11 protein-coding genes and 1 other RNA gene are annotated in these 14,366 nt (G+C 48.0%); 1 reads left to right on the top strand and 11 read right to left on the bottom strand.

Going from position 1 to position 14,366, the window contains the following annotated elements; all coding sequences use genetic code 11:
• Positions 1-7: 7 nt before the first annotated feature.
• From murG to rsmI, 11 genes are all read right to left on the bottom strand, one after another.
• A complete protein-coding gene (murG, locus tag L4D09_RS06835) occupies positions 8-1,072 on the bottom strand; it encodes an undecaprenyldiphospho-muramoylpentapeptide beta-N-acetylglucosaminyltransferase (protein WP_428456745.1) in 1,065 nt (354 codons plus the stop codon).
• Positions 1,059-2,267, bottom strand: a complete 1,209-nt coding sequence (ftsW, locus tag L4D09_RS06840) for a cell division protein FtsW (RefSeq protein WP_428456746.1) — start codon at positions 2,265-2,267, stop codon at positions 1,059-1,061. Before ftsW ends, murG begins: the two co-directional genes overlap by 14 nt.
• Entirely contained in the window at positions 2,267-3,604 is a 1,338-nt protein-coding gene (murD, locus tag L4D09_RS06845; protein ID WP_428456747.1) for a UDP-N-acetylmuramoyl-L-alanine--D-glutamate ligase, read from the bottom strand. Before murD ends, ftsW begins: the two co-directional genes overlap by 1 nt.
• The gene (gene mraY / locus L4D09_RS06850; protein WP_428456748.1) at positions 3,605-4,687 is read right to left on the bottom strand and encodes a phospho-N-acetylmuramoyl-pentapeptide-transferase; all 1,083 of its coding nucleotides are present in this window, start codon (positions 4,685-4,687) and stop codon (positions 3,605-3,607) included.
• Positions 4,687-6,078, bottom strand: a complete 1,392-nt coding sequence (gene murF / locus L4D09_RS06855; protein WP_428456749.1) for a UDP-N-acetylmuramoyl-tripeptide--D-alanyl-D-alanine ligase — start codon at positions 6,076-6,078, stop codon at positions 4,687-4,689. Before murF ends, mraY begins: the two co-directional genes overlap by 1 nt.
• Positions 6,075-7,586 carry a UDP-N-acetylmuramoyl-L-alanyl-D-glutamate--2,6-diaminopimelate ligase gene (murE, locus tag L4D09_RS06860; protein ID WP_428456750.1) on the bottom strand — a complete coding sequence of 504 codons (1,512 nt, stop codon included), beginning with the start codon at positions 7,584-7,586 and terminating at the stop codon, positions 6,075-6,077. Before murE ends, murF begins: the two co-directional genes overlap by 4 nt.
• Positions 7,573-9,342, bottom strand: a complete 1,770-nt coding sequence (locus L4D09_RS06865) for a penicillin-binding transpeptidase domain-containing protein (protein WP_428456751.1) — start codon at positions 9,340-9,342, stop codon at positions 7,573-7,575. Before L4D09_RS06865 ends, murE begins: the two co-directional genes overlap by 14 nt.
• Positions 9,343-9,351: 9 nt before the next feature.
• On the bottom strand, positions 9,352-9,672 hold the full coding sequence (ftsL, locus tag L4D09_RS06870) for a cell division protein FtsL (RefSeq protein ID WP_428456752.1): 321 nt from the start codon (positions 9,670-9,672) through the stop codon (positions 9,352-9,354).
• Positions 9,669-10,616, bottom strand: a complete 948-nt coding sequence (rsmH, locus tag L4D09_RS06875; protein WP_428456753.1) for a 16S rRNA (cytosine(1402)-N(4))-methyltransferase RsmH — start codon at positions 10,614-10,616, stop codon at positions 9,669-9,671. The genes ftsL and rsmH overlap by 4 nt, the downstream gene beginning before the upstream one ends.
• Before the next feature lie 456 nt (positions 10,617-11,072).
• An RNA gene (rnpB, locus tag L4D09_RS06880) (RNase P RNA component class A) lies at positions 11,073-11,455 on the bottom strand.
• A gap of 152 nt (positions 11,456-11,607) precedes the next feature.
• Positions 11,608-12,468, bottom strand: a complete 861-nt coding sequence (gene rsmI, locus L4D09_RS06885) for a 16S rRNA (cytidine(1402)-2'-O)-methyltransferase (protein WP_428456754.1) — start codon at positions 12,466-12,468, stop codon at positions 11,608-11,610.
• A 61-nt stretch (positions 12,469-12,529) separates the two neighbouring features.
• On the opposite strand from rsmI, the gene L4D09_RS06890 reads away from it, so the two are divergent.
• On the top strand, positions 12,530-14,359 hold the full coding sequence (locus tag L4D09_RS06890) for a penicillin-binding protein activator (RefSeq protein ID WP_428456755.1): 1,830 nt from the start codon (positions 12,530-12,532) through the stop codon (positions 14,357-14,359).
• The last annotated feature ends 7 nt before the right edge of the window (positions 14,360-14,366 follow it).

The following is a 14,366-nucleotide window of genomic DNA, read 5'->3' on the forward strand; positions in this document are numbered from 1 at the left end:
TCTCATCTTATTGTTTCGCTAACGATTTAATCACTTCAGCAACTCTACTGTCAGCGTCAAGGATCGCCGCTTCCCGTGCAGCAAGTGCCATTTCGGTAAGCTTGTCACGGTTTAATTGGTCTATTTCTTGAGCCAAACCTTGTGGTGTCAGCTCTGGTTGTTCAATCATTTTTGCCGCGCCGCATTGTACTAAGTGATCGGCATTCAAAGCTTGCTGGCGATCTTTATGCATAAATGGGACAAAAATAGCCCCAATGCCAGCCGCAGATAGTTCAGAGACCGTCAATGCCCCTGAACGGCAAACGACAATATCCGCCCAAGCATAAGCTGCGGCAATATCGTCAATAAACTCAGTTACGTTATGCTGTGTTTCTGTATTTTCCTGGTAAGCCTGCTCAGTGTCTTGCTGTGCGCCTTTACCAGCCTGATGCCAAATCGTCACTTTATCACATAAGATAGCGGCCACTTTAGGCATCGTCTGATTTAAAATGCGGGCACCTTGACTACCACCCATAACCAAGACACGGATTGGCCCTTCACGCTGTGCAAAGCGCGCCGTCGGCTCTGGTAGCTCAACGACATCCTGACGCACTGGGTTACCCACGACTTCACGGTCTTTGAAAGCGCCAGGAAACGCCTGTAACACACGAGCGGCTATTTTAGATAACCACTGGTTTGTTAGGCCTGCAACCGCATTTTGTTCATGCAAGATAACAGGAACGCCAGAAAGCCAAGCTGCGACGCCACCCGGCCCACTCACATAGCCACCCATACCCAATACGGCATCGGGTTGCCAAGCTTTGATATATTTTCGAGCTTGGAAAATAGCGTTAACAATCTTAAAAGGTGCCGCGAGTAAACGTGCTGCCCCTTGGCCTCGTAGGCCTTTTACCTTGATAAAATCAATCTCGATCCCATGCTTTGGTACCAGCTCTGCTTCCATTCGGTCGGCCGTGCCCAACCAGCGGATTTCCCAGCCTTCCTGCTGCAATTTCTTCGCGACGGCCAAGCCAGGGAAAACATGCCCCCCAGTACCACCAGCCATCACCAGTAGGCGCTTACTCTTGTTCATTGTCATCATCTTCTGTGTTATTAATCAGACCATACTTAACCGCAATGCGCTGCTCGTAATCAATCCGAATTAATATCGCAACCGCCGTTGCCATAATAAATAAACTTGAACCACCGTAACTTATCAGTGGCAATGTCAGTCCTTTTGTCGGCACAATACCCGCAGCAGCACCGACGTTCACCAGCGTCTGGAAGGCAAACCAAAACGCAAAACCAAAGGCTAAAAAACCGCCAAAAAGTTGTTGTGTCTGCAAGCATTTACGGCCAATAAACATGGCCTTAAACACCAACGCAAAAAGCAATAGTAGTACAACCGTTACCCCTATTAGCCCAACTTCTTCGGCTAATACTGCAAACACAAAGTCAGTATGGGCTTCAGGAAGATACTCAAGTTTCTGAATCGAATTTCCTAACCCTTGTCCAAACCATTCACCGCGTCCAAACGCCATTAGCGACTGCGTAAGCTGATAACCACTACCAAAAGGATCTTCCCATGGATCCATAAAGGAAGTTACTCGGCGTAATCGGTATGGTTCAAAGACAATCAGTAAGATGATCCCACCAATTGCAGTAACCAACATGACCATGAACTGCCATAGTTTGGCGCCAGCAATAAATAGCATGCCAACCGTAGTAACAAACATCACTACAAATGACCCCAAATCAGGCTGAGCCAACAGCAACAAAGCTAATAAACCAAGCACTAGCAATGGCTTAAAGAAACCAAGGAAGCTTTCTCGTACCTGTTCATACTGACGAACAAGGTAACCGGATAAGAAGATAAATAGAGACAGTTTTGCAACTTCCGCAGGCTGTAAATTAAAGATCCCAAGCGGGATCCAACGAGCAGCACCATTCACCGAACGGCCAGCCACCAATACAACAACTAATAAAGCGAAAGAAATCAATAACATTGGCACGCTGAATTGGCGCCATTTTTCGAGTGGGATCATCACCACAAAGCTTGCGATCACAATTGAGCAAACCAGAAAAAAGCCATGACGAAATGCAAAGTAGAATGGCATATCCGTTAAACGCGTCGCAACGGGCACCGACGCGGAGGTAACCATAACGAGCCCTGTCACCATCAACGCCAAGGCAATCCAGACCAGTTGTCGATCATACATGCTCGGTGCTGCAGGGCGAGTCAACCAAGCAGATAACGAGGCAATCCCTTCACGCAGAGCACCCAGCATTAGCTCCCCTTACCGACATGGTGCTGCAACGTTTGAGCTAAAGCGACAAAGGCGTCACCTCTCGCCATAAAGTTTGGGTATTGGTCAAAGCTCGCACAGGCAGGAGACAGTAAAACCATATCACCCTCGTTTGCGGTACCAGCCACCATTTCCATCGCTTCAGCCATGGTTTCAACGGCTACTGACTGCTCAGCCAAATCTAAGAATAAATGACCATCACGCCCATAGCAGTACAACTGAACATCCAGAGGAAGCAGTACCGATTTCAATGACGAGAAATCCGCCCCTTTACCGTCACCACCAACCAGTAAATGCAATTTACCAGAGATATTCAAACCATCGAGTGCCGCCAGTGTACTGGCTACATTCGTGGCTTTTGAGTCATTAACCCACTTCACACCGTGCTGATCCGCTACCAACTGGCAACGGTGAGCAAGCCCGTTATAACGGCGCAATGCACGATATGCTGATTCACGGTTGATCCCTGCAGCATCTGCCAGTGCGAGTGCAGCAAGGCTGTTGGCGACATTGTGTCGACCCACTAACGCAATGTCAGCACTTGGCATCAGAGGTTCACCCGCATAAGCTAACCATTCCACATTATCTACGATGGTTAGCCCATACAGCTCGCTGTCAAAGCCAAAACTGGTCATCTCACCAGTAAAGTCAGGACGGGTTGCCAGATCATCACGGTTGTACACTGCCAATTCGGCATGATGGAAGATCCGCATTTTTGCTTGGCTATACTGCTCTAGACCTTCTGGGTAGCGATCCATATGATCTTCTGACAAATTCAGGTAAACCGCAGCATTAAGGCGTAATGTCGAGGTAGTTTCAAGCTGAAAGCTTGATAATTCAAGCACATATAAGTCATGCTTTTGAGCCAGCAGATCAAGAGCTGCAAAGCCAATATTACCGCCAACGCCAACGTTAATACCTGCTTCTTTGGCCATTTCGCCAACCAAGCTAGTCACCGTACTTTTACCATTTGAACCGGTGATAGCGACAACGGGTTTATTCACCGCGCGGGCAAACAGCTCAATATCACCAACAATTTCAATACCGGCATTGGCGGCTTCTAGCAATGCGGGAGTGGCGAGTGCAATACCTGGGCTAGCAACGATAAGATCAGCCGATAGCAGCCATGCCATCTGCCATTCACCGCTGCACAACTCAACGCTTGCTGGTAATTGTTCTTGGCCAGGAGGCGTATCACGGGTGTCAATCACCTTGATATCCAGTGATTGCGGCAACCGCAATAAATGGTTGATAACCGATAGGCCTGTCATTCCTAGTCCAATAACAACAACCTTTTTCACGCCATCCAAGCCTTTCATTTATCGAACCTTAAGTGTTGCCAGAGCAATCAATACTAGCATTAAAGTGATGATCCAGAAGCGAACGATCACACGTGGTTCTGGCCAACCTTTTAATTCATAGTGGTGGTGAATAGGCGCCATACGGAAAATACGTTGGCCTCGCAGCTTGTACGAACCTACCTGCAAGATCACCGACACAGTTTCCATCACGAAAACACCACCCATAATAACCAGTAGCAATTCTTGACGAACTAATACTGCAATCGTACCTAGGGCGCCACCTAATGCTAATGAGCCCACATCGCCCATAAAGACCTGTGCTGGGTAGGTGTTAAACCATAGGAAACCAAGGCCCGCCCCTACAATTGCAGTACAAACAATGACCAGCTCACTGGCATCTTTCAAATAAGGAATATGCAGGTAGTTAGCAAAATTAACGTTGCCTGTTGCCCAAGCGATGAAGGCCATACCGCCAGCAACCATAACTGTCGGCATGATCGCGAGGCCGTCGAGACCATCAGTCAGGTTTACTGCATTACTGGTGCCAACAATCACAAAATAAGTAAAAATAATATAAAACAAGCCAAGTTGTGGCATGACATCTTTAAAGAATGGAACAACTAACTGGGTTGCGACGGTATCTTGGCCGTGCACATACAGAGCAAAAGCAACACCAAGTGCAATGACCGACTGCCAAAAGTACTTCCAACGCGCAATCAGTCCATCTGTATTTTTACGAACCACTTTACGGTAGTCGTCAACGAAACCCACCGCGCCATAGCCAAGCATGACGACCAATACAGCCCATACGTACGGGTTACTAAGATCGGCCCACAGCAACACCGTAATGGTTATTGCAGCAAGTATCATAATGCCACCCATGGTTGGTGTACCACGCTTGCTAAAGTGTGACTCAGGGCCGTCATGACGAACAACCTGACCGATCTGCAGCATTTGCAAACGAGCAATGAGGCGTGGTCCCATCCATAACGACAGTACCAGTGCCGTTAAGATGCTAATAATGGCGCGGAACGTCAGGTATTCAAACAGACGGAAAAAAGGAAATGTGGATTCTAGTAAATCGGCAAGCCAGTAAATCATTAGTTGTTTTCCTGCAGTGCGGCAATGACATCTTCCATGCGGGAGCTACGCGCCCCTTTTGCTAGCACTGTCACTTGGGTGTTATTTTCATTGTATTGCGGTTGGTCTAACTGCTGTTTTAGCAGCTCAATCAATGCGGTTTTATCGTCAAAATGCTGACCATTATTCAGCTCACTCACCACTTGGCTTGCTTTACCGAAGGTCAACACTTTATCTAGTGTTTTATTTTGTGCATATTCTGCAATCTCGCGGTGCAAAGCTGCACTATCTTCGCCCAATTCGGCCATGTCACCGAGCACAAACCAGCGCTGGCCAGCAAAACTTGCCAATAGATCAATGGCAGCTTTTACAGAGGCAACACTCGCATTATAGGTATCATCAATTAAGCGCAAGTTAGCCCTCGGCTCAGTGATATCAACTCGCCCTTTGACGTTTTCGACACAGCCCAAACCAGCGATAACCTGCTCAGAGGTTGCACCAATAGCCATCGCTAACGCGGCGGCAGCAAGTGCATTTGCAACATTATGCGCGCCAGCCATCGTCAGACTAACCGGAAAAGCCCCGCTTGGGGTGCGCATTGTAAAACAAGCTAGCCCTTGAGCGTTAATAATTATGTCGTCTGCGGCATAATCTGCTTCTTTCTGTGTTGCAGAGAAGGTCACCAACTGGTGTTCCGCCAATAACGGCTGCCAAGTCTCCAACGAGTTCGAGTCAAGGTTAACAATCGCCACGCTTGGTTGATCCAGTGAAGTCAGCCCTTCAAAGATCTCACCTTTTGCTTTCGCAACCCCTGCTAAAGAGCCAAACCCTTCAAGGTGAGCCGCGGCCAAATTATTAATGAGAGCAACTTGAGGCTTTACAAGGCTCGTAGTGTAAGCAATTTCTTGCTGATGGTTCGCCCCTAGCTCGATAACAGCAAACTCATGCTCAGGCTGAAGCCGAAGCAGCGTTAAAGGCACTCCGATTTCATTATTGAAATTACCTGCCGTCGCCAAAACATTGCCTTTCTGGCTCAAGATAGCAGCAACCATTTCTTTCACGGTGGTTTTGCCACAACTACCAGTTAAAGCTAAGGTTTTCAAACCATGCCGACTTTCCATTTCAGCCTTTAGCCAAGCACCTAATAACCCCAATGCTTTAAGAGTATCTGCAACAACAAGCTGCGGCAAAGCAATAGGTAAGTGTTTACTTACAAGTAATGCCTTAGCACCGTTATCCATTGCGTTTTGACAGAAATCATGAGCATCAAAGCGCTCACCAATCAGTGCAACAAACAGGGTGTCAGCACCAATGGTACGGGTATCCGTCGATACATCAGCAATGCGAGTATCGTCGCCTATAAATTCCGCGCCAAGGATAGTCGCTAATTGTGATAGCTGAACGTGTATCATCCATTCGTCTCCAATAATGTCCGCACGGTTTCACGATCAGAATAATGGATCGTTCGGCCGGCCAACACTTGATAATCTTCATGTCCTTTACCTGCTACCAGCACAATATCATCTGGTGCGGCATGCGTGGCTGCCCACAAACACGCTTGATAGCGGTCATGATGTACAACAGCTTGCTCTGGTTGATTCAGACCCGCGAGCATATCGCTCATTATTACGGTAGGGTCTTCCGTCCGAGGATTATCATCGGTCAGGATAATGTGATCCGCTAATTGCTCGGCAATACGTGCCATCATTGGCCGCTTGCCTGTATCGCGATCACCACCGCAGCCAAAAATACACCACAGCTTACCAGTGCAATGCACCTGTAAGGCTTGTAGCGCTTTTTCGAGAGCATCTGGTGTATGAGCATAATCAACAACCATCATAGGTTTGTCAGGCCGCTGAAAAACTTCCATTCTGCCCGTCACGGCTTGCAGCTGCGGGGCCGTCGCCAATAACGCCTGCAATGAATGCCCTGTCGCAAGCAGTGTTGCCAACGCCAGCATCAAGTTCACCACATTAAATGCCCCAACCAATGGTGCAGTAAACTGTCCTTTCCCCCAGCTGGAGTCAAAACCAATCGTGACACCTTGAGTACTGTACTCAACGTGCTCTAACCACAGTTTTTGACCTTGATGCAGTACGAGGTTGTCATGTACTGTCGCAACAGCAACCGCGTTGGGGAGACAATTAAGCCACTCTCGTCCAACAGGATCATCAGCATTTATAACGGCAACACCAGATTTATGATCCGTAAACAGCGTTTTCTTGGCACCTGCGTAACTGGCCATATCACCATGGTAGTCCAAGTGATCTCGACTTAGATTTGTAAAAATACTGGCGACAAACTGCAATGACTTAACTCGGCCTTGCACCAAGCCATGAGAAGAGACTTCCATAGCGGCATAATTTGCGCCAGTATCCACCATTGAGGCTAATACCTGTGGAATCTCGAGTGCACTGCCCGTGGTATTGACGGCAGGTTGAACGTCATCAAGCAAGCCGTTTCCAGTTGTCCCCATTACGCCGGCCCGGTAGCCTATAAGCTGTGCCCATTGTGCCAAAATCTGGCTGATCGTGGTCTTGCCATTGGTGCCCGTGACCGCAACCAAGTTCAATGCTTGGTCGGGAGAACCATAGAATCGCTTTGCTATTTCAGAAAGATTGGCCCCCAAATCAACGAGCGATATCACCGGAACACCATCTTGCAACCTAATTGAAGCCTGAGTCTGTTCCGCTTCAGCCAAGATGGCGGTCGCACCAGCTGCAATCGCAGCAGGAATAAACCGACGACCATCAACCGCATGTCCATTTACAGCGACAAACAGCTCGCCGCTTGTTATGTTACGGCTATCTAACGACATGCCTTGGATCGTTTGCTCTGCCACTGACGCAGGCAATTCAATATCATCTAGCCATGGTGAGAGAAGCTCACCCAGCTTATTCATTTGTTTAAGTACCGGCATTTGCCTTGTCTCTACGGTTCACAATATTTAATTCTTCGCGGGTGCCAGCATCTGGCGGAATGTTCAATATTTGCAGCGCACTTTTCATGACTTCAGAAAAAATAGGTGCCGCAATTAATCCCCCGTAGTATTTGTCACCTTGAGGTTCATTCACTACCACCACCATCGCCAAGCGAGGATCACTAATCGGTGCTAAGCCCGCTGTCATCGCGATGTATTCATCACTATAACCACCCGCAGCGGCTTTTACAGCAGTACCTGTTTTGGCGCCAACACGATACCCAGGTACTGCAGCACGAACCGCACTACCGCCTTTATGGGTAACCGTTTCCAGCATATTAAGCAGTTTTCGGGTGTTTTCTGTCGACACGACCTGACGTCCAGGCACCACATCTTCCGTTTTCAAAATTGAAAGCGGACGGTTTACCCCCATAGCCCCTAAGGTGGCGTAAGCACGCACTAACTGGATTGGGGTAACAGATATGCCATAACCAAATGATAGGGTTGCACGCTCAAAATCAGACCATCGACGCCTGTCAGGGAAGAACCCTTGTGCTTCACCAATCAGGTTTATACCTGATGCATCACCAAGCCCAACGCTGCTATACATGCCCAGTACAGCATCGATTGGCATGGCGAGCGAAAGTTTACTCACCCCGATATTACTCGATTTCTGGAGGATTTTGCTCAGGTTGGCTTTGCCTACACGTGAAACGTCACGGACTCGGCTGCCGCCGACTTGCATCAGACCATTACCAGTATCAATAATGGTATCTTCGTCTGCCACGCCGTTTTCCATTGCAGCCAAGACAATAAACGGCTTGATTGTCGAACCCGGCTCCATCGCATCGGTAATGGAGCGGTTACGCATCCGGTAACTCTGCAATTGTGCGCGATTATTCGGGTTATAAGATGGCGCATTAACCATGGCAAGAATTTCACCGGTCTGCACATCAGCCATAATAATGGTCGCGGATGTTGCTTGATAGTCAGTGATGGCTTGTTTTACAGCCCGGTAGGCCACAGCCTGCAAACGCTGATCAATACTTAAATTCAATGGCTTGCCTGGTTCACGCTTTTGGAGAGAGATATTTTCAACAACCCGTCCATAACGGTCTTTACGTACCGTGCGTCGGCCTGGCTCGCCAGTAAGCCAGCCGTCATAAGTGCGCTCAACGCCTTCTAAGCCATGACTATCAATACCCGTCACCCCAATCAAATGGGCACTAACCTCACCTGATGGATAAAAACGCCGGGATTCATCTTTTAAGCCAACACCGGGTAACTTGAGCCGACCAACATAGGCAGCCATAGCAGGGCTAACTTGCCGCTGTAAATATATAAAGCGACGCTTTTTGTTCTGCTCTAAACGTTCGAGTAATCTTTTACGGTCAAGCCCCAAAACATCGGCAAGTGCATGCCAGCGTTCGGTTTGTGTAATACCGCCATTTTTATAGATCTGAACCGGATCGGCCCACACCGCCTGAACAGGCACACTAACGGCAAGTTGCTCATCATTACGATCAGAAATAATCCCGCGGGCAGAGGGCATCGCTTTAACCCGTAAAGAACGCAAATCGCCTTCTTGGATCAATTTGCCCGGTTCTAATACTTGGATATATGCCGAGCGGCCAATCAGCGCGGCCAAAGCCAAGATAATACAGGCGCATATAATACCAAAGCGCCACGGAATAAATGCCGGTGGCGCTTTCTGGCGACGTTGGTTCTGTTTGGCTGAACGTTTAAATATATTCATCAAAACTCATTACTGCACTATGACTTCACTGTCTCTCGATGGTCGTCTCATTTCCAATTCTTGCTCTGCCAATCGCTCGATACGACTATGTTCAGCAAGAGAGTTCTCTTCCAGAATTTGATTACGCCATTCAATATCGAGTTGATCGCGCTCGATCAACAACAGCTCCTGCTGAGCAATTAATTGGCGGGAGTGGTGGGTAATTAACACCACCCCCATAGCCGACGTTAACACCAGAACCAGTAATACCAAAGGCACGCGCCCAACAGACAATAAATCCTGTCCAATCAGGTGAGCAAGATTTTTGGTCGGTTCCGGTGTTTGGCTCATACGCGTTCAGCCAAGCGTAGAACTGAACTACGAGAACGCGCATTGCCGCTCACTTCACCCTGAGAAGGTTTAATGGCTTTGCTTATTGTTTTCATCGAAGCGGTGCCCAATGCCTTAATTTGATCCTCAGTCAAAGGAAGGCCAGCTGGTACTTCAGGCCCTTTACTTTGCTTACGGATAAAACGCTTAACCATGCGATCTTCCAGAGAATGGAAGCTAATCACTGATAAACGCCCTTCAGGTGCAAGTACGTTCATCGCACCATGAAGTGCAGTATCAATCTCTTCCAGTTCACTATTGATATAAATGCGGATCGCTTGGAAGCTACGCGTAGCAGGGTGCTTATGGCGATCTTTAAACGGTGATACTTCCGCAATCAGTTTTGCCAATTGGGTTGTACGGGTCAGTGGTTCATTCTCTGGATTTTCACGATGAGCAACAATGCCACGGGCAATACGTTTCGCAAAGCGCTCTTCACCAAACTCTTTCAGTACCCACGCAATGTCATCAGCTTCTGCTTCTGCCAGCCATTCCGAAGCAGGAATACCAGATGTTGGATCCATACGCATATCTAGCGGGCCGTCACGCATAAAGCTGAAGCCACGTTCTGCGTCATCTAACTGCGGTGATGATACGCCAAGATCAAGCAGTACACCGTCAACACGCCCAATAAGATCGCGTTCTTCCATGTACTTTTCCATGCCCGAAAAAGGGCCATGAATGATACTAAAGCGAGGATCATCGATGGTTTGCGCTTCTGCTATTGCCTGTGGATCACGGTCAATACCATAAAGGCGTCCATTTTCTCCGAGCTGAGACAGGATCAGACGGCTATGACCACCACGGCCAAAAGTACCATCAATGTAAATTCCATCAGGTTTAATGGCTAGGCCATCCACTGATTCATGAAGTAAAACCGAGACGTGCTCAAACTGTTCAGACATAACTATTAATTCAGCTCTAGTGAAGCTAGCTAAAACCCTCTACAAATAGCGAGAGCATTCCAGCGTAAAAAAGTATTAGGAAGGAAATTCATCAACTTATGCTATTAAAACCGCGTTCTCACAGCATTACCCACAAAATTCCACCGCAAAGTGTACGTATTTGACAAAAAAGATGTCAAGCAGGAGCCCGCATTTCTAACAATCAATTGATATTGATACTGTCCAATATCGGTCTTTGAGGCCAGTACTGCGGTAAATCCCCAAACTTCAACTTACCTGATTGATCTTAGAATAGAAGCCTGTTGAATATAACACCAAACTTACTGAAGCCTGATGTGATAGGCATCTCTTCATCTTTTGTATCGGTACGTGGTGCAAAAATGATTGCCCAGAAACGACAAAAGGTGATGCGATACAGCAAAATATGCAGTACCACATCACCTTTCATACTCAAAAGAGGGGAGTTGGCCGATGAGCCGGGTTCTGTCCCGCTTACGCGGTGGTAACCATTCATCTAGGCCTGCAATCGCTCACAGGCTCAAGCAACCTACCCGTCCCCAACGCGGGCCACGCCATTAGGGACCTATTTGGTCTTGCTCCGGGTGGAGTTTACCGTGCCACGAACTATTACTAGTCGCGCGGTGCGCTCTTACCGCACCCTTTCACCCTTACCTGTTCTCGCAAGCGAGCCATCGGCGGTTTACTCTCTGCTGCACTGGTCGTGGGCTCGCGCCCCCCAGACGTTATCTGGCACCCTGCCCTTTGGAGCCCGGACTTTCCTCCCCTTCATCAATACCTCAAGAGATATCAACAAAGCAGCGGTTACCTTGGCCAACTCCGGAGCAGAGTTTATCTGACTCAAGTCACAGTTACCAGTGAAAAGTCTAACAACATTCAAGAGCGGTTAAAAAGGCAACAATTCTACTCAAACAGCAACGGCCGAACAGTTCAATAGGCATACAAACATCCCTCGCTTGGTCGTCGCACCGCTTTAGTCGAGGTTATCTAGGCCCCACTTGTATAGCGCATTTTTCTTTACACCATGGATTTCAGCCGCTAATGCCGCCGCTTTTTTAAGCGGTAACTCTTTGACTAACAATGTCACGGTACGTAATGCATCGGCGGGCAAGTCTTCTTTCTCTGCTCGGTGGCCAGCAACCAATAAAACCATCTCACCACGGGTACGGTTACTGTCTTCCCCCAACCAGTCAATTAACTCGCCAAGCGGCGCGCCGTGAATCGTCTCGAACGTTTTGGTTAGCTCTCGCGCCAATACAACTTGACGTTCAGGTCCCAGTACCGCCAGCATATCTGCCAGCGAATCTGTGATCCGGTGCGGAGATTCATAAAAAATCATTGTTCGCTCATCATCGGCCAACGCTTGGAAACGGTCACGGCGACCTTTGCTCTTAGGCGGTAAAAACCCTTCAAAGCTAAAACGATCTGATGGCAGACCCGCACCACTCAATGCTGTAATCACAGCACATGGTCCAGGAAGAGGAACAACTTTAACACCCGCCTGACGACAACGGTTTACAAGGTGGTATCCTGGATCACTGATCAGCGGTGTACCGGCATCCGATACTAAGGCTATGCTTGTACCAGCTTGAAGTTTTTCGATCAGATAATCAGCTTTTTGCTGCTCATTATGATCGTGAAGCGCAAAGGTGCGGGTCGAGATCGAAAAATGGGTCAACAAGCGTGATGTATGGCGAGTATCTTCTGCGGCAATTAGGTCCACATTTGCTAATACATCCAATGCACGCTGTGTAATGTCGCCCAAATTACCGATTGGTGTAGGTACGATGTACAAAGTTGCGACATCTACCGTGCATGAATTGGTCTCACTCATTTGTCTAAGATCTCATCTGCAATTAATATAGAGAGTAATTTGTCACAGTTGAATGAATTCAATGCTCAATTTTACCCATAAGCGTAAAAGTGTATCACGACTGTTAGCACCTGTAGCCCTTGCTGTGATTTTGGCTGGCTGTAGTACGCCTAACCAACAGCAGGTCGTGGCCACTGATATTACAGCAGCTGCCTCTGAAAGTGCGGCTGATTATTTAATTAAAGCTGAAGCAAGTGAAGGAGCTGAAAGTGTTAACTGGCATATCTTTGCCTTAAAAGCGTTTATCAAAGAAGGTCGATGGGCTCAGGCAGAGCAGCAAGCTAACCGCCTTAGTCGTATGTCGATGGATTCCCTTCAAATGGCTGAATGGCAACTCGCACGTGCAACGTTGCGTTACCAACAAGGCCAACCGAAGGAAGCCTTGGCAACACTTAACTTCCAACCATGGTGGACACTCGCTGACAGCCAGTACTTGCGCTATCACATGCTTCGAGCAGAACTGTATGCACAATCAGCTCAGTCGCTCAAAGCCGCTCGAGAGCGAACAGCACTCGATCAGTATTTAAAGAGTGAACAAAAAGCGGCTAACTGGCAAAACGTGTGGCGTGATCTGGCTAATTATAACAATAATCAGCTACAAACGGTCACACTTAATGAAAGTGAAACGGTTCTGCGAGGCTGGATTCAGCTAAGTGTACTCAAAAACACCTATTCCCAACGTCCCGCCAAGCTTAAAACCATGGTTGAAGACTGGTTAGCGAACAACCCTTACCATCCTGCTAACCAATATTTACCCGCGGAGCTTGAGGCAATTATGGCGCTAGAAATAGCCCAATTGAACAATGTTGCCCTACTTCTACCGCTATCAGGTCGCCATGAGAAATCAGGCAAGGCCGTTCGCGATGGTTTTATCAACGCGATGCTCGACGACAGTGGCCGTGACGCAAATACTGAACTTGCGGTCTACGATACAGAAGCAGAGCCAATTACCAGCATTATGGGTAAGCTTGAGCAAGATGGCGTTGAATTAGTGATAGGCCCACTTCGTAAAGATAAAATTATGGAGTTCCAGCAAGTTAACCAAGGTAATATCACTTTGCTTGCGCTAAATGAGCCTGAGCAGACCAATATGATTCAGGGCAATGCATGTTACTTCGCGCTTTCACCAGAGCAAGAAGCCGAGCAGGCGGCCCGCCACTTATTCGCTAAAGGTCATCAATCACCGATGGTATTGGCACCGAGTAATAACTTTGGTCAACGGGTCAGTGATGCGTTTACAGAGCAGTGGCAGCAATTAACCGCTAAAACGCCAACCAGCCGACAGTTCAGTTCTCGTAAGCAAATCCAACAAGAAATTGCTGCGGTCTTTGGCCTGACAGAGAGTCAAGCACGGATCAATCAAATGCAACAGTTGCTTGGTATCGAACTTGAAGCTCAGCCTCGTAGCCGACGGGATACTGATGCGGTTTACCTCATTGCGAATATGAATGAGCTAACCTTGCTTAAGCCATTTATCGAGGTTGCAATAAACCCTGGTGTTCAGCCACCAGCACTTTATGCAAGTTCGCGTAGCTACCCTGACCGCTCAGGCGATACCAGTGAACTGCGTGGTATTGAGTTTAGTGATATTCCACTGCTAATAAATGCCGACCATAACTTTATGTCGCATTATGATGAACTGTGGCCAAACTCTAGAAATACCGATTTGCGCCTTCATGCCTTTGGGATGGACGCGTATAAGATGATTGCGGAATTACCACAAATGCGTGTTGTGGATAACTACACAACGCAAGGTAAAACCGGTCAGCTAAGCCTTGATGATGAATGCGTTATCCAGCGTCAACTTAGCTGGGCCGTTTTCTCTGGGGACGGGATTGAGCCAACTCAATAAACGGCAG

Origin of the sequence: Photobacterium makurazakiensis (assembly GCF_050336715.1) — a bacterium.
Lineage (GTDB): Bacteria > Pseudomonadota > Gammaproteobacteria > Enterobacterales > Vibrionaceae > Photobacterium > Photobacterium makurazakiensis.

Coding starts and splice junctions, on each gene's coding strand:
- ftsL (WP_428456752.1), bottom strand. CDS start 9,672: ATGAGCCAAACACCGGAACCGACCAAAAATCTTGCTCACCTGATTGGA.
- rsmH (WP_428456753.1), bottom strand. CDS start 10,616: ATGTCTGAACAGTTTGAGCACGTCTCGGTTTTACTTCATGAATCAGTG.
- L4D09_RS06865 (WP_428456751.1), bottom strand. CDS start 9,342: ATGAATATATTTAAACGTTCAGCCAAACAGAACCAACGTCGCCAGAAA.
- ftsW (WP_428456746.1), bottom strand. CDS start 2,267: ATGCTGGGTGCTCTGCGTGAAGGGATTGCCTCGTTATCTGCTTGGTTG.
- mraY (WP_428456748.1), bottom strand. CDS start 4,687: ATGATTTACTGGCTTGCCGATTTACTAGAATCCACATTTCCTTTTTTC.
- murE (WP_428456750.1), bottom strand. CDS start 7,586: ATGCCGGTACTTAAACAAATGAATAAGCTGGGTGAGCTTCTCTCACCA.
- rsmI (WP_428456754.1), bottom strand. CDS start 12,468: ATGAGTGAGACCAATTCATGCACGGTAGATGTCGCAACTTTGTACATC.
- murF (WP_428456749.1), bottom strand. CDS start 6,078: ATGATACACGTTCAGCTATCACAATTAGCGACTATCCTTGGCGCGGAA.
- murD (WP_428456747.1), bottom strand. CDS start 3,604: ATGAAAGGCTTGGATGGCGTGAAAAAGGTTGTTGTTATTGGACTAGGA.
- murG (WP_428456745.1), bottom strand. CDS start 1,072: ATGAACAAGAGTAAGCGCCTACTGGTGATGGCTGGTGGTACTGGGGGG.
- L4D09_RS06890 (WP_428456755.1), top strand. CDS start 12,530: ATGCTCAATTTTACCCATAAGCGTAAAAGTGTATCACGACTGTTAGCA.